22 protein-coding genes are annotated in these 25,370 nt (G+C 42.3%); 9 read left to right on the plus strand and 13 right to left on the minus strand.

Translation table 11 applies throughout. The features are described from left to right. Positions 1-118: 118 nt before the first annotated feature. Complete coding sequence (locus tag HQQ94_RS15210; RefSeq protein WP_173295209.1) at positions 119-1,246, minus strand: RCC1 domain-containing protein; 1,128 nt, start codon at positions 1,244-1,246, stop codon at positions 119-121. Between the two features lie 194 nt (positions 1,247-1,440). On the opposite strand from HQQ94_RS15210, the gene HQQ94_RS15215 reads away from it, so the two are divergent. From HQQ94_RS15215 to xthA, 3 genes are all read left to right on the plus strand, one after another. Further along, the gene (locus HQQ94_RS15215) at positions 1,441-1,989 is read left to right on the plus strand and encodes a septation protein A (protein WP_173295210.1); all 549 of its coding nucleotides are present in this window, start codon (positions 1,441-1,443) and stop codon (positions 1,987-1,989) included. A 93-nt stretch (positions 1,990-2,082) separates the two neighbouring features. Next, the gene (locus tag HQQ94_RS15220; RefSeq protein ID WP_173295211.1) at positions 2,083-2,382 is read left to right on the plus strand and encodes a YciI family protein; all 300 of its coding nucleotides are present in this window, start codon (positions 2,083-2,085) and stop codon (positions 2,380-2,382) included. A 16-nt stretch (positions 2,383-2,398) separates the two neighbouring features. Continuing rightward, positions 2,399-3,205 (plus strand): exodeoxyribonuclease III, encoded by an 807-nt coding sequence (gene xthA, locus HQQ94_RS15225; protein ID WP_173295212.1) that lies wholly within the window; start codon positions 2,399-2,401, stop codon positions 3,203-3,205. Positions 3,206-3,600: 395 nt separating this feature from the next. Here xthA and HQQ94_RS15230 read toward each other — a convergent pair whose 3' ends face one another. After that, positions 3,601-3,753, minus strand: coding sequence for a hypothetical protein (locus tag HQQ94_RS15230; RefSeq protein ID WP_173295213.1), 153 nt, complete (start codon positions 3,751-3,753; stop codon positions 3,601-3,603). A gap of 405 nt (positions 3,754-4,158) precedes the next feature. Between HQQ94_RS15230 and HQQ94_RS15235 the strand changes: the two genes are divergently transcribed. Beyond that, entirely contained in the window at positions 4,159-5,877 is a 1,719-nt protein-coding gene (locus HQQ94_RS15235) for an AMP-binding protein (protein WP_173295214.1), read from the plus strand. A 128-nt stretch (positions 5,878-6,005) separates the two neighbouring features. On the opposite strand, the gene HQQ94_RS15240 is transcribed toward HQQ94_RS15235, so the two are convergent. Beyond that, positions 6,006-7,124: an AraC family transcriptional regulator gene (locus tag HQQ94_RS15240; RefSeq protein ID WP_173295215.1), complete on the minus strand. Its 1,119-nt coding sequence runs from the start codon at positions 7,122-7,124 to the stop codon at positions 6,006-6,008. Between the two features lie 110 nt (positions 7,125-7,234). Here HQQ94_RS15240 and HQQ94_RS15245 point away from each other — a divergent pair, with 110 nt between their 5' ends. Continuing rightward, entirely contained in the window at positions 7,235-9,253 is a 2,019-nt protein-coding gene (locus HQQ94_RS15245; RefSeq protein WP_173295216.1) for an NADPH-dependent 2,4-dienoyl-CoA reductase, read from the plus strand. Positions 9,254-9,310: 57 nt separating this feature from the next. On the opposite strand, the gene HQQ94_RS15250 is transcribed toward HQQ94_RS15245, so the two are convergent. The 7 genes from HQQ94_RS15250 to HQQ94_RS15280 all read right to left on the minus strand — a co-directional run bounded on the left by HQQ94_RS15250 (position 9,311) and on the right by HQQ94_RS15280 (position 18,291). Next, a complete protein-coding gene (locus HQQ94_RS15250; RefSeq protein WP_173295217.1) occupies positions 9,311-10,537 on the minus strand; it encodes a hypothetical protein in 1,227 nt (408 codons plus the stop codon). Positions 10,538-10,594: 57 nt separating this feature from the next. Continuing rightward, positions 10,595-12,928: a GGDEF domain-containing protein gene (locus HQQ94_RS15255; protein ID WP_173295218.1), complete on the minus strand. Its 2,334-nt coding sequence runs from the start codon at positions 12,926-12,928 to the stop codon at positions 10,595-10,597. A 2-nt stretch (positions 12,929-12,930) separates the two neighbouring features. Next, positions 12,931-13,605: a hypothetical protein gene (locus HQQ94_RS15260; RefSeq protein ID WP_173295219.1), complete on the minus strand. Its 675-nt coding sequence runs from the start codon at positions 13,603-13,605 to the stop codon at positions 12,931-12,933. Between the two features lie 290 nt (positions 13,606-13,895). After that, positions 13,896-16,145, minus strand: a complete 2,250-nt coding sequence (locus HQQ94_RS15265; RefSeq protein ID WP_173295220.1) for a xanthine dehydrogenase family protein molybdopterin-binding subunit — start codon at positions 16,143-16,145, stop codon at positions 13,896-13,898. Then, positions 16,142-16,612: a (2Fe-2S)-binding protein gene (locus HQQ94_RS15270; protein ID WP_173295221.1), complete on the minus strand. Its 471-nt coding sequence runs from the start codon at positions 16,610-16,612 to the stop codon at positions 16,142-16,144. Before HQQ94_RS15270 ends, HQQ94_RS15265 begins: the two co-directional genes overlap by 4 nt. A gap of 66 nt (positions 16,613-16,678) precedes the next feature. Continuing rightward, entirely contained in the window at positions 16,679-17,284 is a 606-nt protein-coding gene (locus tag HQQ94_RS15275; protein WP_173295222.1) for a nucleotidyltransferase family protein, read from the minus strand. Continuing rightward, positions 17,281-18,291, minus strand: coding sequence for an XdhC family protein (locus tag HQQ94_RS15280; RefSeq protein WP_173295223.1), 1,011 nt, complete (start codon positions 18,289-18,291; stop codon positions 17,281-17,283). The genes HQQ94_RS15275 and HQQ94_RS15280 overlap by 4 nt, the downstream gene beginning before the upstream one ends. A gap of 188 nt (positions 18,292-18,479) precedes the next feature. Between HQQ94_RS15280 and HQQ94_RS15285 the strand changes: the two genes are divergently transcribed. Continuing rightward, positions 18,480-19,775, plus strand: coding sequence for an alpha/beta fold hydrolase (locus tag HQQ94_RS15285; RefSeq protein WP_173295224.1), 1,296 nt, complete (start codon positions 18,480-18,482; stop codon positions 19,773-19,775). Positions 19,776-19,875: 100 nt separating this feature from the next. Here HQQ94_RS15285 and HQQ94_RS15290 read toward each other — a convergent pair whose 3' ends face one another. Then, positions 19,876-20,580 carry a hypothetical protein gene (locus tag HQQ94_RS15290; protein WP_173295225.1) on the minus strand — a complete coding sequence of 235 codons (705 nt, stop codon included), beginning with the start codon at positions 20,578-20,580 and terminating at the stop codon, positions 19,876-19,878. 116 nt (positions 20,581-20,696) lie between these two features. After that, positions 20,697-21,065, minus strand: coding sequence for a response regulator (locus tag HQQ94_RS15295; protein WP_173295226.1), 369 nt, complete (start codon positions 21,063-21,065; stop codon positions 20,697-20,699). 255 nt (positions 21,066-21,320) lie between these two features. Between HQQ94_RS15295 and HQQ94_RS15300 the strand changes: the two genes are divergently transcribed. The 3 genes from HQQ94_RS15300 to HQQ94_RS15310 all read left to right on the plus strand — a co-directional run bounded on the left by HQQ94_RS15300 (position 21,321) and on the right by HQQ94_RS15310 (position 23,761). Beyond that, the gene (locus tag HQQ94_RS15300; protein ID WP_173295227.1) at positions 21,321-22,664 is read left to right on the plus strand and encodes a DEAD/DEAH box helicase; all 1,344 of its coding nucleotides are present in this window, start codon (positions 21,321-21,323) and stop codon (positions 22,662-22,664) included. A gap of 78 nt (positions 22,665-22,742) precedes the next feature. Beyond that, positions 22,743-23,189, plus strand: coding sequence for a DUF3010 family protein (locus HQQ94_RS15305; protein ID WP_173295228.1), 447 nt, complete (start codon positions 22,743-22,745; stop codon positions 23,187-23,189). A 65-nt stretch (positions 23,190-23,254) separates the two neighbouring features. After that, positions 23,255-23,761, plus strand: a complete 507-nt coding sequence (locus HQQ94_RS15310; protein ID WP_173295229.1) for a M48 family metallopeptidase — start codon at positions 23,255-23,257, stop codon at positions 23,759-23,761. A gap of 55 nt (positions 23,762-23,816) precedes the next feature. On the opposite strand, the gene HQQ94_RS15315 is transcribed toward HQQ94_RS15310, so the two are convergent. After that, a complete protein-coding gene (locus HQQ94_RS15315; RefSeq protein WP_254304073.1) occupies positions 23,817-25,058 on the minus strand; it encodes a peptidoglycan DD-metalloendopeptidase family protein in 1,242 nt (413 codons plus the stop codon). Between the last annotated feature and the right edge of the window lie 312 nt (positions 25,059-25,370).

The raw sequence follows: 25,370 nt of genomic DNA on the forward strand, positions 1-25,370 counted from the left end.
TAAATCCTATTGCCTAAAGCACAAATTACGATTCTCAATCTGAACCATCATTCGAGGAGTGAGTTAAAAGTATGGCCCACAAAATAACCAAAAACCACTCTATTTAACCTTAATTACATCATATGACATTTTGTGGGATCAAGTGTATTTGCGTATTTCCTATGCCAAGTTGTCCGTTGATATTATCTCCCCAACATTGGAGCGTGTCATCGTCCAAAATAGCACAACTATGACCTTTGCCTAATGCGATCATTTTAGCTCTGTCTCTAAGCGCCACTGATAGTGGTAATGATTGGTTGACGTTATTACCGATCCCTATTTGCCCATACTCATTATTGCCCCAACATTGCACTTCGCCATCTTCAATAAGGACGCAAGCATGTTCGTTTCCTGTTGCTATTTGTTTAACCGTCCCATTAATATTAAGTGTTTGCGGCCTAGCTTTAATGTAGGTATAACCTAACCCTAACTGCCCGTATTGATTATTACCCCAACACTTCACACTGCCATCAACTAACAAAGCGCAGCTATACTCAAGTCCAAGGGATATTTGCTTAGCCTGCCCACCTAAATTAACGGTTTGCGGCAACATATGTGCATCATGATCTCGAACACCTATTCCTAACTGACCAAAATAATTGCTCCCCCAGCATTGCACAACACCATTATCGGATAGCGCACAAGAATGTTTGTCACCAAGTGCTATCTGCTTTATATTCATGTCCGTGTTCACACTAGCTGGTAGGTGAGTGGGACTGGTAGTTCCAGATCCTAATTGCCCAAAAAAGTTATCTCCCCAACATTTAGCTTGACCATTAGCAATGGTTATACAAGCATGAACACGTCCCATCGTTATCGTCTTTGGATTATCAGCTAAATTTAACATTGTTGGAGCGACTAACCGATGAAGCCCATTACCTAATAAATGTCTGCGATTTCCTCCCCAACATTTGACTATATTATCTTCAAATAACACACAAGAATTATCGCCAACGGATGTAAGTTGATGAGGATTATCATTAATGTTAAGCAATTGAGGACTTGTCACACCAGCTAAACGGCCTAGGCCTAAACCCAGTTGACCTGAATAATTGTCCCCCCAACAAAATACCTCTTTATTAATTAACATCCCACAAGTATGAGACCGGCCAAGCGATACCAGCTTCCAGGCTCTAGGCGTTTCCGCCCTTGCATTTAACACGATCACAAATATTATCATTAAAATCAGGTATTTAGGATTTATCATATTTATTATTTACCTTAAAAAAGTAACACATCAACAAAGCTTAAAAATAACAGTTACGATAACCCATTGAAACATGAAAACGACTGATATTAAAAATGAACCCAATCCAGAAAGAGGAGTGATGTGCTAGCTCTTTTGCCGCCTTTACAGGCATGTTACACTCTCTTTTTTAACTCTTATTTAGATAGAGACCTATGAAACAATTGCTCGATTTTCTCCCTTTAGTGATCTTTTTTGCCGTCTATAAAATGTTCGATATATACACGGCCAGTGGCGCACTTATCGCAGCAACCGCACTGCAACTCATTGTGACCTACGCTTTATATAAGAAAATAGAAAAGATGCATATCGTGACTTTCGTCATGGTGACATTTTTTGGCACGCTCACCTTAGTATTTCATGATGATAGCTTTATCAAATGGAAAGTGACGGTGATTTATGCCCTATTTGCCATCGCGTTAACAGTCAGCCAGTGGCTCAATAAGCCCATACTTAAGAGTATGCTAGGTAAGGAGCTTATTGTTGCAGATAAAATATGGGCTCATGTCACCTGGTATTGGGTCTGCTTTTTTATCGCTTGTGCCCTGATTAATATCTATGTGGCTTTTAGCCTGTCGCAAGAGACTTGGGTTAATTTCAAGGTATTTGGCTTAACAGCGCTCACCTTGGTTAACACGGTTATCACTGTTATTTATCTCTTTAAAAATATGCCTGAAGAACATAAAAAAGAGCTGAAAAAATAATCACCCACTTTCTGTAATATCCCATAATGCCATGGTTAAGCAGGGCATTATGGACACAACATCCATGCTTCAGTGCAGATAAAGGAATTAACCATGTGGTATATGATCTCATCACAAGATATTGAAAATAGCTTACCAGCACGCTTAGCCACGCGTTCTGAGCACCTCAGTCGCTTACAACAACTCAGCGACGAAGGACGGCTACTCGTGGCAGGGCCTCACCCTGCCATTGACAATGAAAATCCTGGAGAAGCTGGTTTTACTGGGTCGCTGGTCATTGCTGATTTCGCCTCACTAGAAGATGCGCAAGCGTGGGCAGACCTTGATCCTTATGTCGCCGCAGGCGTCTATGAAAAAGTGACCGTTAAACCCTTTAAACGTGTTCTTCCTTAAGGTTTAGGGATATATAATGAAAATTGTTTCTTTTAATATCAATGGCATTCGCGCCCGACTGCATCAATTGCAAGCACTTATCGACACTCACCAACCCGATGTGATCGGTCTACAAGAAACCAAAGCACACGATGAAGTGTTCCCCGTCAATGATGTTGAAGCCATGGGTTACAAGGTCTATTATCACGGTGGCAAGGCCCATTACGGCGTGGCAATGCTATCAAAGCTGGAGCCTGTGAAAGTTCAAAAAGGCTTTCCAACCGATGAGGAGGATGCCCAACGTCGTATGATTATGGCAACCTTTACCCAAGAAAATGGTCGTCCATTAACCATATTAAACGGCTATTTTCCTCAAGGTGAAAACATCAGCCACGAGACAAAATATCCAGCTAAACGTAAATTCTACCAAGATTTGATGCTTTACCTTAATGAGTACCACCAAGCTGATGAAGATATCGCCATCATTGGCGACATTAACATTTCTCCGGTAGATCTCGATATTGGCATTGGTGAGCCTAACGCTAAACGTTGGCTTAAAACCGGAAAATGTAGCTTCCAGCCTGAAGAACGTCAATGGCTGAGCACATTGATGCAATGGGGATTGGTTGATACTTTCCGTCAATTGCACCCAGAGCGTACAGAACGCTATTCATGGTTCGATTATCGCAGTAAAGGCTTTGATGATAACCGCGGTTTGCGCATTGATGTGGTATTAGCAACCCAATCACTCGCTGAACGTTTAGTGGGATCCGATGTGGATTATGACTTACGTGGCATCGAAAAGCCTTCAGATCACGCCCCCATCTGGAGCAGTTTTACATAAATCTTAGATCCAAAAAATAACCAACAGATTAAATGATCCATGTTATCAAGCCATAGCGTGGATCATTGTTGTTAATTCCCCATCGTCAAATAAACCTCATTTAAGAACACAACAAGCACAGAGATTAAATTCAGTACTTCTGATTTCGCGGTGCTAAAGAAACTTAAGAATAGTATGGTGCATGAGCTAAATTAGAACAGCTGATCAGTACGTATGAGAATATGCATGCTTCTTGGCCTGGCAATGATTACATTTAACTATTGACGCTGGCTAAGGCTCCTAATATTTATCATTTATACGAGTATAAGTACCATCTTGTTGCATCGCTGCTAATGTTTTCGAGATCTTTTTCATTAAAGCATCCTTACCTTTAATTCTACCTGCCTTAGAAAAAATTAAGTACGCACCTGTGGAGAGCGAATAGGCCTAGGAAGTGTCACTATCTCAGATGTCGGATAAAACTCATTAATAATAAGCTTTACCTCATGAACATTCCCAATAACACCATCGCTGCTTTTCATCGTAAGTCGCTCTACATGATCTTTCATATCACCCTCATGAATAATAATGCGACCAGATTTTGAAGCGTTATCAAACTCTTAAATTAAGTAACTGAGTAAGTCTATGGTATTCCACAAACCAAAGAGAGACTCAGTGTATAGCCAAACCTGCTATATAGCTTGAAATTGAAGGCTGAAAAGCTAGAGAGTTTTAACGTTACTTCGGTTCAAAGAGCGCATGAGTAGCACCGTCACGATAGGATGCATTATTCGATCATAAAAACATCTGTTTGTTTAGGGTACTAATTTGTAACAATAAGTCACAACTCGTCACTTCTCATTTTATGCTATTTACGTGATAGTGATCGTATAAGTACATCTTTATTAAGGCAGTCATCCCACGGAAGTGCCTTTGTTTTATCAAAAATAATAAAAAAAAAAGAAGAGGGATTTATGGAAGCATCTTTTTGGGATGGTAAACGCGCCCCAGGACTTACTGACAATGTCGATTTAACCCAATATAAATCAGCCATTGAGGCTATTGAAGAGGCCTTTATTACCTATGCCGATAGGCCCGCTTTTACCAGTTTAGGCCACACATTAAGCTTCCGTCAGATAGATGAATATAGCGCGGCATTCGCCTATTATTTGCAAAATCATACTTCTTTGATTCAGGGCGATGCTATCGCGATTCAAATGCTTAATACACTGCAATACCCTATCGCCGTGTATGGTGCATTAAGAGCTGGACTACGCATCGTTAATACCAATCCCCTTTATACTGAACCAGAAATGATCCACCAGTTTAACGATTCCGGTGTCAAGGCGCTGCTATGCATGGACGTGTTTGCCAAATCAGTTGAAAATATTCAAGCTGAAACACACTTAGAGCTTATCTTAACCACCAGCCTGGCTGATATGCTCCCTCCGCTGAAACGCGTGTTGATCAATGCCACCGTTAAACACATTAAGAAATTAGTCCCCAAGCATCACTTGCCACAAGCCATCTCTTTTCGACAGGTGGTGAATCAATCTCTGGGTAAAGGTTTTAAACCGACTCACCTGAGTCAACCCGATGACACCATCGTATTACAGTACACAGGCGGGACGACGGGTGTCGCTAAAAGTGCTGAGTTAACCAATGCCAACATCGTCGCCAACATGCTACAGTCTGGCACAGTTACGGCACAAAGGAATGAACAAGGCCAACGACTGATGGGCGGGGATAAACAATCCATCATGGTGGCTCCTCTCCCCCTTTACCATATCTACTCATTTACTGTTCACTTAATGGCATTTTTCAAATTAGGTGAACACAGCATATTAATCGCTAATCCCAGAGATACCGAGTCCTTTATCAAGGCAATAAAACCATTTAAAATGACAGGACTCATGGGGCTCAACACCTTATTTGTTTCCCTCATGGAAACCCCCCGTTTTACACAACTCGATTTTAGTGAAATGGCGTTTACCCTTTCTGGCGGCACTGCACTGCTGGGCGACACTGCCGAGCGCTGGAAAAAAATAACGGGAGTGGGTATTTCTGAAGCTTATGGGTTAACCGAATGCTCCCCCGCAGTGTGTATGAACCCCTTTAATGGTTTGGAACGTCAGGGAACGGTGGGCATCGCCTTACCAGAGACAAGCCTTAAGTGTATTGATGCCATGGGCAATGAGGTGCCCATAGGCGAACGCGGTGAGCTTTGTATTAAAGGCCCACAAGTCATGAAGGGCTATTGGAATCGTCCTAAGGCAACCCGAGACTCCTTTACCGATGGAGACTGGCTGTTAACAGGCGACGTCGCTATCATCGACAAAGATGGCTATGTTAGCATTGTCGATCGAGTCAAAGATATGATCATCGTTTCAGGCTTCAATGTGTTTCCCAATGAGATAGAGGGGATCATCGCTACACATCCCGATGTGCTCAATTGTGCCGCTATCGGGGTACCAGAGCCTAAACAAGGCGAAGTAATCAAGCTGTATGTCGTCACTCATAATAATGTCACTTTGACTTCTCAAGACCTTAAAGATTTCTGTAAAGACAAGCTCACAGGATATAAAATCCCCAGAATATACGAGTTTAGAAATGAACTTCCCATGTCACCAGTGGGCAAAATTCTCAAGCGTAAACTTAAAGATGAAATAGAACTTGAAAAACGTTCAGCATAGTCACTGCACTATTGCGCTACCCTGCGGCAACTCAACAACGAGTATCTTGAGCTGATTTGGGCAGGCTGCTCCTGTAAAACTGAGCTGGGCATCAATGCCATTGATCCCAGGCTCACTGAACTTTCATTTTATGTTTTATCGACATCGACGAGCGACCTCGTCGACTCTACTCCCTGAGTTCCCCTGTGTCTAAATCTCCCAGGGGCTTCTCCCGTCCAGCGTTTAAACGCACGTTGAAAGGCCGTTGGTGAGCCGAACCCTAACAAATAAGCGATTTCACCTAAACTCAATGCGGTATCTCGCACATAACTGATGGACAGAGTGCGCCTGGTGTCATTGAGTGTTTGCTGAAAACTTCCGCCTTCATCCACCAGTTTTCTTCTCACTGTCCACGGTGCCATATTAAGCTGAAGGGAGATCTGCTCTAGCGTTGGAGTACTTCCGTCAAGCAATGGTCCTATCACCCGACTCACCTTTTCATGAAAGCTTAGCCCTAAGCGCACTTTTTCAAGCTCGGTTTCTGCCCCACGCCTTAACAATTCGAAAGTGGGTGCGCTGTGGCTCAGACAAGGCCAATCTAAGGCTTCAGCCTTGATGATCAGATAGTTATTTGGCTGGTTAAATAACACCTCACAATTGAAGTAATGGCTGTATTTATCGCCATAGGAAGGTGCTGGAAATTCAAAGCAGACTTTTTCGACTGCGTCGTCTCGGCCACACAAGACGTTGATCACTTGATGCCAACCAGACAGAATTGAGTCGACGACAAAGTAGTTATATTCGTTATAAGGATTGATAGAGTAGAACCTCAAAAATCCCTGACCCTCTTCAACTCCATAATCTCGGCACAGCATATGACTTTGACCCATCTGCATACCAAAACAATGATTGACATAAAAATGCGACTGACCACGTGAATTGTATTTATTCAATCGCTCATAGGTGCATATTTGTTCACATGCTTGCTTTAGATTTTTCGCCGAAAATGCCAATAACCCAGCGACCCCTAAATCCGTCACAGTGGTGACTTCTCCCATGATAAGCCCTAACCAAGGAGTCTGCGTTTTTTCAATACAATCATGGCCTAATCGCATAAACTTCGGAATAGTCACTCTCGCATCTGGAGAGGCTAATGCAGCATTATCTATGCCATATTTCGCTAACAGATCCTCAACATCTTCACCCAGTATCCGCATCGCTTTAATGACGATTTCAATATAAGAGACAGAAATATCACCCAGTTTCACAACACACCACCATGCAAATTATAATCATTAATTTGTTAACTTTAGTCATTGGCTAATCGTAGCATTCGCTCTATCGTTAACCAACAATTATAATAACTAGGCATTGAATAATGAGCAATCCGTACCCGCACTTGATGGCCCCATTAGATTTGGGATTTCGCACCATAAAAAACCGCAGCTTGATGGGCTCGATGCACACTAACTTAGAAGAAGCCACTGATGGTTTCGAACGCATGGCAGCGTATTATGCTAGGCGCGCTGCAGGTGGCATAGGTATTATCGTCACCGGTGGCTTTGCGCCTAATCTTGAAGGTGGTGGTATGCCCAATGCCACTATGATAGCCACTGATGATGATATTGAGAACCATAAGATCATCACCCAAGCCGTGCATCAAGAGGATGGGGTCATTTGCCTGCAAATATTGCATGCTGGCCGTTACGCCTATCAGCCACATTTAGTCAGCTGCTCACCCATACAGGCTCCCATTAATTCTTTTGTTCCCAAAGAGCTGGATGAAGCCGGTATTGAGAAACAAATTCAAGACTTCGTTAATTGTGCCCTTAACTCACAAGCTGCTGGTTATGATGGCGTTGAGATAATGGGATCTGAAGGCTACTTTATCAATCAATTCATCTGTAAACACACCAATCATAGACAGGATCGTTGGGGCGGAAGCTATCAGAACCGAACACGATTGCCGCTAGAAATTGTCCGCCGTATCAGAGAGGCTGTCGGTAAAAACTTCATTGTAATTTTTCGTTTATCCATGTTAGATCTCGTTGAAGATGGCAGCACATGGCAAGAGATTGTCGCGCTAGCGAAAGGGATTGAAGCGGTCGGAGCAAGTATTATCAACACAGGAATAGGATGGCACGAAGCGCGTATTCCCACCATTGCAACCAGTGTGCCTCGTGGCGCGTTTGTTGAAATAACCAAACGCATGAAACAAGAGATCACGATTCCTTTGTGCACCACCAACCGCATTAACACCCCTGAGCTTGCTGAGACTATCTTGGCTGAGGGCAATGCTGATATCATATCAATGGCCCGCCCTATGTTGGCAGATCCTGACTTTATGATCAAAGCCGCAGCCGACAAATCAGATGAAATTAACACCTGCATTGGGTGTAACCAAGCCTGCTTAGATCATATATTCCAGATGAAGCTTGTCTCATGCTTAGTCAATCCACAAGCTTGCCATGAAACCAAGCTGCTTATCCTCCCTGCCAATAAAATAAAAAACATTGCTGTTGTTGGCGCCGGACCTGCTGGACTTGCTGCAGCGACAACGGCGGCAAAACGCGGCCATAAGGTCACCTTATTTGAGGCCGAAAGTTATATTGGTGGTCAATTTAATATCGCGATGCAAGTGCCTGGTAAAGAAGAATTTGCTGAAACAATTAGGTACTTCCAAAAACAAATCGAACTCACTGGGGTGATCCTTAAATTAAACACAACAGCGAGTAAAGATACCTTAACTGAATTTGATGAGGTCTTACTTGCTACGGGGATCACCCCACGCCAACTTGACATTGCAGGTATTGATAACCCGATGGTGATGAGTTATATAGACGTGCTTAAGCATAAAAAACCAGTAGGTAAACGAGTAGCCATCATCGGAGCAGGCGGTATTGGCTTTGATGTTGCTGAGTTTTTATCTCATCAAGGTCCGTCCACCAGTTTAGATAAAGAGGCGTATATGAAAGAATGGGGCATCGATCTCAGCGTCTCTAGCCCTGGTGGATTAACCCAGCCTCAACGTGCACCTTCACCTCGTGACATTTTCCTTATTCAACGCAAAAAAACCAAGGTGGGTGATGGACTGGGCAAAAGTACAGGCTGGATCCATCGCACTGTGATGAAAAATAAAGGCGTAAAGATGATTAAGGGAGCGCAATACGAAAAAATCGATGATCAAGGGTTACATATCAATCTAGAGGGAGTCTCACAACATATAGAGGTCGATAATATTATTATCTGTGCAGGCCAAGACTCACACAAAACCCTTCAGGCAGACTTGGCGTCGAATAATATCAAAGTGACTTTAATCGGCGGTGCTGACATCGCCTCAGAACTCGATGCAAAGCGCGCCATAAAACAAGGTACTATGGTCGCAGCCGCACTTTAACTTTTACACGCTCAGGTTCTGGCATTAAAGTGCGAGAACCTAGCAAGTCTTATTTCATTAAAAATAATAACGGCTCGCCAGCTGCCATTGCTCCTCAATTAATTCCTTACTATTACCTTGTTCTGCGCGAGCAGGTCGGGTCGAATCTACCCGGTTGTATTCTGCCTGTAAAAACCATCCTTTGCGTAATTGATAACCATAAGAAAACGTCATGGCATTGCCTGTTTCACTATTATCATCATCGACGGTGAGATCATTATCAATGACACTAAAATCTTCAAACCTAATCGACACTCGATGTTTCAGCCATCGATGGCTGAGTAAAACAAAGCCACTGTTATAGCCATTATCGACAATATTAATCCCCTGAGGAGATTGCATCAAGGTATCTCCCTTCATATATTGCGCAATGAATTCGATATCATACGGTAAACGCCATTGAATGCCAGCATGAAAAAATTGCGTTAACCAAGCATATTGGCCATTTTTAACCACTCGTGTATCGGCATCATTATCATAATAGCCAAATTCAAACCGTCCCATGTCATGCAGCCGCCATTGAGTATTAACATGGTAACCCATGCGATCATCTAGCTCTAAAAAAGGATCTGACTCCTTAGCTTGAGACGCCAGTGAGCCACCATCAAGACTGGGGAGAGCACTGAGTGGCAATTTTTCCTGCCACAACGTCTGGCGTGAACTGCTGGTCCATCCATGCCACGCTAACATCGCACCTGTGGTGTCATTATACTGAAAAAAATCAGCAGATAACTTAACATCTAAAGCTGTGCCATTGAATTTCCCTAGGTGCTCAAGGCTTAATCTAGCACCAAGGTGACGCACTTCTTCACCCAGCCAGCTATTCATCGTAGAGTAAGTTAACGTATAAGGTGATGACCAGGCAGTAGCGATATTCTCCATGGAAATCTCAGGATACATGATCCCAAATTTACCCGACAGTCGAAACCCATTATCCCAGGGTAAACCTTTATATATCAGATAGCCTTCGGTGATCCCAATATTATCTCTTACCCCATCAAGATAAGCATTCGCCACAACATGGAACGAGAATGGGTTATCCCAATCGACGCGATAACTCAATCCACCTTGGGCCAAGGATAATTGGCCATCAGGGTTAAAACGAAACTTGCCAAGACCGGCATCAACATAAGAAGTAATACCGTGTGTGTAACTTACTCTGACATCCATCACCCCGGATACTTTATGCTCAGCTGCCACCGTTATCGATGAATACAAACTGAACATCCATAACCAATATTTCATCCTTGCTCCTCGCACCTATCATATGCAGAACACTGTTAAAAGTAACAGGCAACAACACTAATAATGTGAGTTAGTTAGCCAGTTAGCGATCTTATCTGCCGGTATAGGCCGAGATAAATAGTATCCTTGCCCCATCTCACACCCACGTTCAATAAGCCAATTTAACGTCCCTTCATCTTCTATCCCTTCAGCAACAACGGTCAATCCTAAACTGTGGGCCAACTGTAATGTCGAACTCACAATAATTTGATCATCAAGACTCATCATTAAATTTTGCACAAATGATTTGTCAATTTTTAACTCATCAACTGGCAACATTTTAAGTTGAGCTAAGGATGAATACCCAGTACCGTAATCATCAATAGAAAGCTTAAGCCCATATTTTTTGAGTATTTTAAGTTGCTTAATTGCATTTTCAGGATCTGACACTACCGCATCTTCAGTGATTTCTAACGTTAAGGCTTCAATCGGAATGTTCCTATCTGACATCACATCCAACACATATTGGCAGAAATATTCATCCTTCAAATTTTCAGCAGAAATATTGATTGCGATGGATAAATCTATGCCCTCAGATTTCCATTGTAGATATTGAACAATAGATTCATTCATCACCCAACGTGTTAACGCATTCATCTGCCCCATTTGTTCTGCAATAGGAATAAACTCATCCGGTAAAATGATGCCTCGATCAGGATGCTGCCAACGCACTAACGCCTCAACATGAGTCACTTTTTTCAACTTAAGATCGAGTTTAGGCTGATAAAAAAGCACCAATTCATTATTGTCTATGGCCGATTTAAGCTCATTAATCAATTGTAATCGCGCTAACGTATTCACATCAATCTGCTGGTTGTAGATCTGCTGATCTAGCTTATGTTTTTTAGCATATTGTAACGCCGTATCCGCTTGACGCATTACGGTTTCTAAATTGCTAGGGTAATAAACAAAACTAATGCCTATCGTGAGTTGCAAGTGCAAAGAAATATCTTGATAGCGATATTCAGCCTCAATACTTTTTTGCAGATCTATCATTAATATTCGTAACTCTTTGGGCGATATATCTTTAAAAGCCAACACAAAATCATCCCCACTAAGGCGACAAACAAGGTCAATATTATCCAAAGATAACAAACGTCTTCCCATCTCCTTTATCACCTCATCCCCTACCACGTGGCCTAAAGTGCCATTCACCTCCGTCATGCGTTTAATGTCTATTAAACAAATGGCCACAGCCATTTTGTCTGCAAACCAAGAAAAAGTGACGCGTTCAAGCTCATTTTTATTACCTAAATGCGTCAAAGGATCATGGTAAGCTTGAAACGCTATTTCACTTTCACGACTTAAAATCGCCTCCTGCATAATAGTGAACTCTTCAGCGAGAAGCTGCATTTCAACATTGTTTCCCACCTGCACTTTAGACTTATAATTCCCTTTAGCAATATATCTTGCTTGCTCAATTAATAACTGAATCGGCTTCGTTACTCCACGTGAAATAATAAAAGCCAACAAGAGAGAAATTGGCAGCATTAATAAAATTAATCCTAACTGCTGTAACCACTGTTTTTGGAATGCCTCAAGTACATCATGACGTGTCAGATACATAAAAGCGTGCACCTCTTTTTCGTCCACTTTACCTAGCCATTCGTGCCAAAGCACATAATCTTCATTGGCGTGGCCATGATGAATAAAATTGGACACAGCTTCATTATCGGCCGCATTTAAATCGTCACCAGACAAACTGATAAATTGATTATTCTGGCCTTGCTCTGTTACCACAAAGCCAGTGTTCAATCCTGTATGCAGCTGTAATGTCTTGGCTAATTCATCACCCATAATAAAACCAAACCCCACCCACCCAATCACGTTATTTGCTCCGCTATTTAAAGGCGCAAATTTAATCTGATAAATGTGATTTTCAAGTTCATAAAGAGAATGAGTCTCTTTATAGTCAGTCTCTAATGAATAACGAAACGGTTTTCCTTGCTCAGGACCTATGCTAACTTTACCTACATTCAACCTGTTAGTATCGAGCATTAACTCGCCGATAATAATGCCATGCTTATCCACCGCAATGGCCAAATCGGCATCAATGCGTTTTCTATGGTTATTAAGTGCCACTAAAAAACTGCGGCTGTCATCATTGATAAAAAAATCTTTAAGGCCGAAATCTTTTGCGGCCGTTTCAGCAAAAGCTGACAGATAGTAATTACGTTTCCCATAGTCTGATTTAAACACCAACTCAGCCACTGATAGCTGATGATTAAGCTGCTGTTGCTCAAGCCGTTTATTCGCAAAAAAAGTGATTGCAAATGATATGGCTTGTACACCTATTAATAGCACCACAAAAAAGGCAAAAATTCGTGTCTGTATTCGGTTAAATATCCTCAATGTCAGTAGCCTTCCAGAAAATCAAAATCATTCAGACTTTGTTGAGCGGGAATATCTGCCATTGATGCCATAATCGTTAACGTTAATCGCTCAGAAAAAGGAAGTGTGAGCGCTTGTGATTGACGATTATCGGCGGCTAACAATTGAGGGTGCCATATGGTTAATATGTAGTCAGTATGAGGAAGGTCATTAAATTCTATTTCCCCCATATCATTGGTGATCCCAAAATAAGGAGTATCAAGTACCAATAGATGGCCACTCATCCAATCATGAACATTACACCCCATGGAAACGTGACCCACTTGGTCAAATACCATGTTTTTCATTGCGCTGCCTTTTCTTAATTTAAAGGAAAAACGCTTCGGCCCTGCAGCTGAATAGATATGATGAGTAATATCATCATCATTAACAAATTGTAACTCATAACCTTTTTGTATCACCGTGATATAAGGGGTAAATTGTTTATTGTGTTGATGTACCTCAGAAGGTGGCCTGATGTTATCCATCGCTATCGGCTCAATGCTATGCTTAGGTTGCAGATACACGACCATATTCGCCATGATGTCTCCCGACACATTCACCAATCTTATTTTTTCTGCACTGGCGTCAAACATCCCTGCGATTAAAAAATACCAAAAAAATCCTTCACACAAGCATACCATTCGATTTTTTTTCACATCGACCTCATTTAAATTCTATATATTTTAAGGTTTAGCAAACGCTCCCACACTCTTATCTAAATAATAGGCAATATAAAAGCAAAACCTTAATTTTGCTTTTATATTTTTAATAAAGGATAACTGATAGGTTTAATATTGAGTTGAAATAGGCGTTAGCAGCGTCGATGAATCACTTAATTATCCCGCTACATCAATCGAACACTTCACCATGCTGCATCTTGAGGTCATTTGCTGTATTTCACCCAGACATCATAAACACCAAAGAGACGCGGCAATATCGAACTCAATTACACGGTCAAATACTGATTAACAGGAAGATGTCTTATTCTTATGCCTGATGCTGCGAAGATAGCATTCGTCAAACTTGGGGCTACAGGAGGAACACCGGGCTCGCCCACGCCACCAGGTGAGGCCTCAGATGGAATAATGATAACTTCAATATCAGGGCATTGGGTTATTCTCAACAGGGGATAATCATGAAAATTGGATTGCTGAACTTTTCCTTCTTTAAAGCTTACCTCTCCCATCATCGCTAAACTCAAACCAAATATAATCGCCCCCTCTACCTGAGACTTGACTCTATCAGGGTTAACCACCCTACCCGCATCGATTGCAGCTACAGCGCGCAACACACGTAGCTTGTTATTCTTATCCACCTGCACCAATAAAGACATAGCAACAAAGGCAGCAAAACTACGATGCACAGCAAATCCCCAAGCTTGACCATCTTTAAGCTGATGTCCTTTTTTCATCCCTAATTCAACCGCATCAATAACACCATGATAACGGGCGATGTCAACAGGATGACGAGCTAATTCCTCACCGTAATTGCCATACTTAAACCCTTGCCCAACAAATTTTTCTTTGCGCACCTCTCCCAATAAATCACGCCACATCTGTGTCACGGGTTTTTTGGCTTTAACAGCAAGTTCATCGACGAAACTGCCGATCCCAAACCCATGTTGAATATTACACACAGAGCGCATCCAGCCTATCCGTGTATGAGCTTGAGCTTCTACGGTTTCACAACGCAGGCTGTTAACGGCTAGCGGCACATCAACAAAGCCTAAATCAAGCTCCCAATCTGCTGGATAATGAGCCCCTTGAGTAAAAGTTGATTCTATACTTGGAAACGCTGTTCGTTGCAACATCGCTTGCGGCATTTTATCGCGTCCTAGTTTAGCCTGATAGAACTGCGCACTAATGGCATGTAAATAACCATGTTGAATGTCATCTTCCCGACTCCAACACACCTTTATGGGCGCCTTCATTTTTTGTGATAATATGGCCGCCTCAGCGCAGTAATCAGGCTTAGATTTACGTCCAAATCCTCCCCCAAGCAAGGTGACATTAACCTTCACGCGATCTTCTTTTATTCCAAGCGATCCTGCCACATTTTGCGCTGCACGTTGAGGCGTCTGGCTTGATGCCCACAGCTCGCAACCCTTATCAGTGACACTGGCGATGGCAACGGGAGGCTCCATCGGTGAATGTGCAAGATAAGGGACAGTATAAGTCGCTGTCATGGTACTATCTTTGGGCCAATCAGTATTCTCTTCACCGTGTTGCTTTACCATCTGACCGGGCGCTTGTACTCGTTCAATTAACTGCTTCAGAAAAACGGTAGAGTCATGACTATCATTCACCGAACCAGTCCAAGTGATTTTTAATGCTTTTTTGCCCTCAATCGCGCTCCAAGAATTGGTTGCTATCACCGCAACACCACCAAGAGGTTGAAAAGCTGGCGCCCCTTTAGGCACAGGTAAACGAACAACCCCTATCACACCCGCCACCTGACGAGTATCACTATCATCTAAGCGATTAACCTCACTACCAAATACGGGCGGGTGGATAATACTGGCGTACAGCATCCCTGCTAACTGGATATCGTAACCGTATTTCGCCTCACCTTTGAGTATCGCTTGCATATCGACAATCTGGTGCGATTGCCCGATATGAGTAAAGTTTTTCGCAGGCTTTACTATCAGCGTGTCAGCTGAGGGCACTGGAAGCTGAGAAGCGGCAACCGCTAACTCCCCAAAACGACTCGATTTTCCAGATGGCACGTGCATCACCACGTTATGTGCAGTATTCAATTCAGACACGGGCACTTGCCATTGATTGGCCGCAGCTTGTTCAAGCATACTGCGGGCCATCGCCCCCATTTCACGCATCTTATCAAAACCTTTGCGAATACTGCGTGAGCCATCGGTGTTTTGACTGCCGTAACGCTTATCTGCCAGACCTTGCACTACAACGACTTTATTCCAGTCAGCACCCAATTCATCAGCCAATACTTGTGAGATCCCAGTACGGATCCCTTGCCCCATTTCAGAGCGGTGGCAAGTAAGATATACCTTGTCATCTTCACCTATGGCGATAAACATATTCAATCTGGCATCTTCTCCTTGCGCCATGAGCATCGGGCTCCAACCTAGACAACTCGCACTTAAGGCCAAACCTCCACCTGTGGCGCCAAACAATTTAAGCACATCACGACGACTGACGTTTTCCACAGCAGTAAATAAAGGCTTCATGACTTCTCCTCCTTTAAAGCGGCTGAAGCACTCAAGATAGCGGCCTTTATGCGCGGGTAAGTGCCACAGCGACAAATGTTGCCTGACATAGCATCATCAATATCAGTATCACTTGGTTGACTATTTTGACTCAGTAAAGCTGCCGCTGACATCAGTTGTCCAGGCTGACAATAACCACATTGAGGTACATTATGATCAGACCAAGATGCCAACAGTTTGTCAGCCTTTAATCCCTCAATGGTGGTCACCTGTTTACCTTGAGCCTGTTTTAAACTGGTTAAACATGCCCTACTCGCTTTACCATTAATATGAATCGTACACGCTCCGCACAGCCCTGCTCCACAGCCATATTTTGTCCCCGTTAATCCTAATATATCGCGGACAGCCCACAGAATAGGCATATTAGGATCCGCATCGAGCTTAAATAGCCTACCGTTAAGGTTAAGGTTAAGTTCATTATCTGACATGATTCACTCCATCTCGGCCTATCACAACTAAAAGTAAGGCTGCTTGATTATTATAAGTCGCTTTATTTATATCAAAGTATTCGTGGCTATCCAGTTGGCTAATTCATCGGGGGTATCAATATCAAATGCAGCACTGCTCATCTCAACCGTGTGCAATTTTTCCGCTTGATTAAGCGCCATCAATATCGACTTAGCGCCACAATCGCCTCTGAGTGCAGCTAATTTGTCAAAGTCATCACGCCTGAATATCGCAGGGACAGATAACGCTTTGTCAAAGGTCACGCAAACACGAGACTTCAGGCTTAATGCTCGAAGTAAACTAAGGTATTCATCGGTTGTTATCGCGATCTGATCCGCTAATGCGATCAGTAAATTATCAATTTTATGTCTTTCGGCAAACCGAACAGCCTGATCAATAGAAGTCGATAAGCCCATGGCAAATTCATGATTAATCACATATTCAGCATCATCAGGCAGTAAGGGGGAAAGTTGTTGTTCATGGTCGCCTAAAATCACCACCAATCGGGCGTTCGATTTTTCAGCCACTAATTTAAGCTTACGGTAACTATCTTCAAGTAACGTCGTGCCTTGTGCATTTATTGTTTGCGCCAATTTGACACCGTGAAATCGGGTACTTTTCCCAGCAGCAAGCAATGCAATTAAGGTATTCACAGCATCACCTTGTCCAGAGGGATCTGTTTCGCATCATGCAATATGCCATGACATTGCGCCAAAATACTCAAGGCTATCGACTCTGGCAATTCCCCTCCCAGCGCCAACCCTGCTGGGGCGGAAAAAAAGCACTGAAAATCATCGCTATGCAATTCACTTTTTTGCAATACTCTCTCTCGACGATGTGCAGGGCCTAATAATGCCAAATAACTCAACTTACCGTCTTTATCTATCTCATGAGCCAGCGCTAACGCTTTAGCATCCAATGCCAAATTATGTTGCATAACGATGACAGCATCTAAATGGTGCCTGAATGTCTTGGGCAGAGTGTCAACTGACTCCCTATAAATATTCGCCCCCGGAAAATCATGACTGCGTGCATAGCTTGTCCGTCCATCAATTAAGTCTACCTGCCACCCTAAACTCAATGCCATCGCCACCATAGGTTGGGCATCTAAGCCACCACCGAAAATAGCCAGCCGATACCGAGAACGTAGTGAGATCACTAACACATTGTGCTCAATGGAAACAGCACTATCACTGTCTCTACCATCAGCTTTCTCCGACTTAACATTGGTACTTACCTTGGCCAGTGCGGTGTTCTTTTGAGGTAGGGATATGTGATAAGAACAGCGACCATCATGTGCTAATTGTGCAGCCAATTGGTGAAAGCAAAGGTGGTTATTTTCAGGTTTAAGAGGAACCAACATAATATCGACAATCCCCCCACACCCCAACTGATAACTGGCATCTGTTTCATCACTGGCGTCATATTGCACAAGTACAGCTTGCTGCCTCTCAATGGCCATTTGCGCGTGTCGGCGTAGATCTGCCTCTAAGCAACCACCACTAAGTAACCCTACCGAACGACCCAATGGATGAAATAACATCATGGCGCCAGTTTTACGGTAGGCTGAACCCCGCACTTTCGTTATCACGGCAAGCACCCACTCATCATCAGGAGTTCTCTGCCATTGAGCAAGAATATCCTCTATATGATGAGACATCTCGGCTTCCAAATGTTAAGTTAATAAGCAACACAAGTTATCACACAAAGAGTTACAAGTTAATAATTTGAGTATCCAAGTCGGTATCAGCCACTTAAATCATCACTAAACATCGAGACGAAAGGTGATTGCTCCGATCCAATTTTTGTATACAATCGACATAACAATAAACGCATTTTAGGCGTCCGATGAAAAACGATCTCATCTTAGCTGGCTTGTCCGCACGTAAACATACCTTCATCTTACCACTGAACTATAGCGATCCTCAGGGAAAGAAAATCCAAATTTTTGCCAGAGAGCTCATCTCAACCAACACCGCTCCCGATACCAATGAACGTCCATTTTTAGTCTTTTTTCAAGGTGGACCGGGCTTTGGTGCCGTCAGACCTACAGCTAATTCAGGTTGGATTAAGCGTGCACTGGTAGAGTTTAGGGTACTGCTTTTAGATCAGCGAGGGACTGGACTTTCTAGCCCAATCAACCACTTAACCCTAGCCCATTTTAATTCCGAGCAACAAGCTGAATACCTATCACATTTTCGAGCTGACAATATTATTCGTGATGCAGAGGCCATACGAGCACAACTTTGCCCTGGACAAAAATGGAGTGTTTTAGGTCAAAGCTTCGGTGGTTTCTGCGTGCTTAAATATCTCAATGATGCACCAGAGGGACTAGATGAAGCCTATATCACAGGTGGAATACCTTCCCTTACTCGTCCTGCCGATGAAGTGTATCAAGCTACCTATCAAAGAGTATTGGCTAAAAACCATGCTTTCTTTACCCGTTTCAGTGATGCACAACAGCTTGTGAGTCAACTTGCTGCGCATATTACCCATCATGAGGTACGTATCGCCACTGGCGAGCGACTCACTGTGGAAATGTTGCAACTGATAGGCATCAATATTGGTATGGAGCAAGGAGCTGAATCCGTTTATTACTTACTAGAGCATGCCTTGATAACCACCGACAATGGACCAGAGATCAATCCACTCTTTTTAGCACAGTTTTGTCAGTTACTTGATTTTAACACTCACCCTATTTTTGCGTTGTTGCACGAAAGTATATACTGCCAACACACAGCCTCAAATTGGTCTGCTCAACGTATTCGCGCTCAATATGATGAGTTCAATTACCACCAAGATAAGCCATTCTTATTTACTGGAGAGATGATTTACCCTTGGTTTTTCGAACAGTTCACTAACTTAAAACCACTCAAACAGGCTGCACATTTACTCGCCAGTAAAAGAGATTGGCCAACACTCTACAATGTAGATATTTTAGCCAACAACCACGTCCCAATTGCTGCAGCCATCTATAGCGAAGATATGTTTGTCGACATGGGCTACAGTTTAGAGAGCAGTAAACAAATCGGTCATTTAAATTACTGGTTAACTTCTGAATATGAACACAATGGGATCCGTATGGATGGTGAGTATATCTTAGATAAACTGATTGCACTCAACCGCGGTCAACAATTGCGTTAAGCTCAATATTATCAACTACACTCAAGATATTATGCTTGTGCCTTAATATTTCATTATCTGATTAATATTTTTCACATGGCCTACTTAACCCAAGTTCAGGTTACTTACCTAGGGCTAAATAGCCATTAAGTTGTCCATTTGCCTGTTGGTTATCGCCCATAGAAGAAGCCAATTGCATTAAAGATCTCAACCCTCGCCACTGCTCCGCATCACCTGCGCTCATCTCAACATCACCCTGTAAGAAGACATTCAATTGAGAAGACACCCTAGCAGCCTGCTGACTGATCTCTTTGCTTTGTACATTAGCCATGTTATCTAATACATTTTCAGCATCATCCAATAATTTAATCAATACCGTAGACACAGTGGTATTATCTGCAGCTGTGGCTTCAATCTCACTGCGTGTAGATTCAATAAATGTCTTCATATCATCCACTTTTCCTTGGGATTTGGGCACCTCAATTCCTTCATCCGACAAACGAGTTAATTGAGTTTGTGACAGGATGCCATCTTGATGTAATCTTTGTATCAATTGAGGTAAATCGGCACTGGTAAACTGGCCATCAGCAAAGAAATCTTGCGCCATATTGTCAATTTTCTGTGCTCGCAGTGCTCTGGATGATAAATAGACGGATCCATCTTTAATTTGCTCATTGTTCGCCGTTTTAGCCGCATCACGGGTTTGACCTAAACTCACCTTATCACTGTGTTTCCCCGCTTCTGCCTCTGCGGTATTGTTGGTATCATATTTTTCAGCAAGATTAATTTTATTCAGCTGACTGGCGGTATTGGTAATTGAATTCATAGTCAAATAATCGGCAGGTTAAGAATAAGTGTATAATATAATGCATTAATCATGCCTAAACACTTGCGATTAAATACGTAATAATCCATCAACACAAACTATCACAATAGCAGCCATTAACGTAAATGAATGAGCTTTAGCACCGTAGGCAAGAGTTCATTTTGCTTAATCGGCTTAGCAAACCATCCTGTCGCCCCTGCCAATTTAGCCTCTTCCTTAAATTTAACATTACTTGCCGTTGAAACAATCAAAATGGGGATGCCGATATAAGACCCTAGTGCCCTCAGCTTTCTCGTCAATTCGATACCATTAAGATTCGGCATATGGTAATCCGTGATCACCATATCATAATTGAGCAACTGCGCAGCTTTGTAAGCCAATGCACCATCTTCGGCTAGTTCAATCTCGAAGCCATCACTAACAAGTATTTTTCTAAACATATTGCGCATTGCCAGCTGATCATCAACGACCAATATTTTTTTCATGTGATTGCTCCTAATACACCTGTCCTAAAAACCGAAAAAATTGTTGAACAATTCATTCATCAATATAGACCATAACGCACTTAAAAATAGGGCAAACAAGATCTTACTAAGCTGATTTGAGTAAGTAATTAGCTTTAGAGAGAACAAAAGAATGCATAATGACATAAAAAGACGCCCTTCTTATCATCATCTCTATGGCTCAACACGGCCAAATTAGGTTATAATCATGGGTCGAATTAATCTTGGAGCACAGCTTTGCTATTTACCGAATTTTCCCTAGACACGCGCCTGTTGCAGAGTCTCGATCATATGGGGATAACCACGCCTACTGAGATTCAAGAGAAAGCGATCCCCGTCGGTCTATCAGGAAAAGACCTGATGGCATCATCAAAAACAGGCTCAGGTAAAACGTTAGCCTTTTTATTACCGGCAATGCAGAGAATCATTTCAACTAGAGCCTTAAGTAAACGTGATCCAAGAGTGTTAATTTTATTGCCTACCCGTGAGCTTGCTAATCAAGTGTATAGTCAGCTACGTCTATTAGTGGCTAACACCCAATATAAGGCCATTAAAATCCTCGGTGGTGAGAACTTTAATGATCAAGCAAAAGCCCTGACTAGAGATCCACATTTCGTTGTCGCAACACCAGGCCGTCTTGCGGATCATTTAGCCCAACACAACTTACATCTCAATGGGTTAGAGCTGCTAATTTTAGATGAAGCAGATCGTATGCTGGACTTGGGCTTTACAGCACAATTAAAAGCAATCAACACTGCTGCGGATCATAAACGTCGTCAAACCTTAATGTTTTCAGCGACCCTAGATCATACTGAAATCAATGATATTGCTGCTGAGCTGCTCAACGATCCTAAACATGTGGCTATCGGGGCCAGCAATGTTGAAAACCAAGACATTACTCAGAAAATTTATTTATGTGACCACCTTGATCACAAAGAGGCCTTGCTACTTAATATTCTTAAGCAAGGCCAGCATAAACAAATCATTATTTTTACTGCAACGCGCCAAGACACAGAACGTTTAGCAAATAAATTAACCGAAGACGGTTTTAATACCGCCTCACTCAGTGGCGATTTGAATCAAAATGCCCGTAATCAAATCATGGATCAGTTTAGCCGTGGCATACAAGATGTCTTAGTCACGACCGATGTGGCCTCTCGTGGACTCGATTTACTCAATGTTTCCTTGGTCATTAATTTTGACATGCCTAAACTCGCCGAAGAATATATTCACAGAATTGGTCGTACTGCACGTGCTGGCGCTAAAGGCGATGCCGTCTCCTTAGTCGGGCCGAAAGATTGGGTAAGTTTTAAACAAGTCCAACAATTTTTAAATAAGACCTTCGAATTGAGTGTTATTGATGGCCTTAAAGGCAAGTTTGCTGGGCTAAAAGATAAACCTAAAACAGGCAAGAAAACGCCAAATAAAACCAAACGTACTAAAGTCAGTGCCAGCCAGAAACAAAATCAACCTAAAGCCAAAATCGCGAAAGATAAACGCTTTATCACGGGCATTGATGTCGGTGATGCGCCTATGCTAAGAAAGAAAAAATCAACACTTCAGGAAACCCCGGAAGATTAATCTATTTACATCTAAACGCTGATCCTAATTAGGTTTCACTGTATAATACGCATAATATTGTTTTTTTTAAGGTGTAACATGAGAGTTTGTGGCGTTGAATTGAAAGGTGGCGAAGCCATTATCTGCTTGTTGAGCTATGAAGGTGACACTTTTAACGTACCTGATTGCCGCCAACAATCATTTGTTATTTCACACTCAGAATCTACCGATTCTATTCGTGATTTTAATTTTGCATTCAGTAAATTAATGCAAGACTATCACGTCGACAAAGTTGTGATTATTGCCAGAGAGCAGAAAGGTAAATTAGCAGGCAGTGCGACCAGCTTTAAAGCTGAAGCCGTTATACAGTTGCTTGAACTGCCAGTGATATTAATGTCACCGGTCACCGTTAAAGAACGCTTAAAGCGTAATCCACCTCAGGTCGATTTTGAAGGATTAGGACTTAAGCGTTTCCAGCAGCCTGCTTTTGATGTGGCTTATGCTTATCACAATCAACATATCTTCAATATTTGGGATAATGAATAAATACCAACCACGAACGTAGCATCTGCTACGTTCGACATTTTCCCTAGCAAGAATACCACTCTATTATGACGCCACTAAAATACATTGCTGGCTATCAGCAAGAAATACAAGATCAAGTTGCCAGCCTACTTAGCAGTGGTAAACTGAAAAATGTGTTACTTAATCGCTATCCTAACACCCATGACATTCGCACTGACAAAGCCCTGTACGACTATACGATGGCGATTAAGAATCAATATTTACGTAAGTCACAACCTGTGGCAAAAATCCTCTTCGATGATAAAATTAGCCTGAGTCATCAAGCGCTGGGTTTGCACTCTTATGTCTCGCGTGTACAGGGAAATAAAACCAAAGCCAAAAATGAAATCCGCATATCATCACGATTAAAGCGAGTACCAGAGCCATTTCTTCGTATGCTCGTCGTCCATGAACTCGCCCATCTGAAAGAAAAAGATCATAACAAAGCCTTCTACCAACTTTGTTGCCACATGGAAGCGGATTACCATCAACTGGAATTCGACTTGCGCCTACTCTTAACTCAAATCGACCACGACTCAAACCCTTATGACTAATCACACAACACATGTCGCTAACGTTTAATTGTTAATCCAAATATTGCATTGATTTTTAGGTCTGCCCCATCATCATTTGTCTCACCTTAACTAACTGTTGGAACTCGCTCATCTCCTTCTTCGATAACTGACTCGCCAGTGGAATGTTCGCTTTCATAGGATTAACCGGACGCCCATTGACATGAAACTCATAGTGTAGGTGAGGCCCTGTCACTCGCCCTGAATTACCGGATAGCGCAATCACTTGACCCCGGCTTACTCGTTGTCCCTTATGCACTAATGCTTTAGAAAGATGAAGGTAACGAGTACGATATTTATTGCCATGATCGATCACCACATAGGTACCAGCAAACCTATGCTTAGTCACCAGTGATACGACGCCATCACCAGGAGCCACCACTGGTGTCCCTGTTGGAGTCGCAAAATCAGTGCCGTTATGTGGTGCCGTTCTCCCCGTCACTGGATGATGACGATATCGGTCAAAGCTGGAGCTAATACGATAATTTTTCTGTAGAGGTATACGCTGAAAAGCCCGTGACAAGCTGCGACCTTGCTCATCGTAAAAATTACCATCGCTATTTTGATAAGCATTAATATCGTTGCGACCGCGATGTATCGTGACCGCGATAATGTCACTGGCTCCAGTCGCATTTCCTTCGATAAACTGCTCATTCATCAAGACTGAAAAGGTATCTCCAGCCCTAAGATCTCGAGCAAAATTGAGCTTTTCTTTGAGTAACGACTCAACACGCTGTATTTCTGCCGCACTTAATCCGGCTTTTTTCGCTGACACATAGAAAGAACCATGGATCTCACCTGACACAGCACGATTCTGCCAAACTCCATCATGATGAAACTCTTCAACGTTATAATCGCCATCATCAAAACGGCTAAAAGTCACTTGCCGAGCAGCAGAAAAATACAGTTCTAATTTTTGTAATTCCCCTTTATCATTCAGCCAGAAGCTAATTTTATTCCCTGGCTTAAGTGTATCCAGTGCCAAAACATCCAGATCGACTTCTAACACACGATACATGGTTTTCTGATCAACGCCAGCATCAGCAAACAGATCACTTAATGTGTCTCCAGAAGCAACTTCTTTGACGTAATCAGGCTGATTAATGAAGATGTCCATAGGCGCCGAGGGCGTCAATTTTACCAGTAATGCTTCAATATCCAGATCAATGGGAATGCGTTGCGACAAAGATACTGGCTGATTGGGCCATAAAATAACGGCCCCAATCATTAACCCCGCTCCTAATATGATTTTTTTATGAAAATTAGATTTTGTTAACATAAATAATGCCTGATAATTAAACGTTGGCATTTTAAAAAATGATAATTTACGTGTATACAACTTTAACCCCACCTACTTTTATTATATTTTACATCTCACTCAAATCACATAAAAAATCAGTCATATTGATAGCAAAAATAGAGTCTAAATGATAACAACTTTTTATTGTTTAATGACTAATGTGCTTTAATTACAAATATAAACTTTTGAAATGATTACTTTTATAAATTATACCTGTGGATTAATTTATATCAAACAAATCCACTTTCTGTATCCCCAAATATGCTTAAATCACTATTGATGTACGGAGTA

The organism is Shewanella sp. VB17 (genome assembly GCF_013248905.1).
Classification (GTDB): domain Bacteria; phylum Pseudomonadota; class Gammaproteobacteria; order Enterobacterales; family Shewanellaceae; genus Shewanella.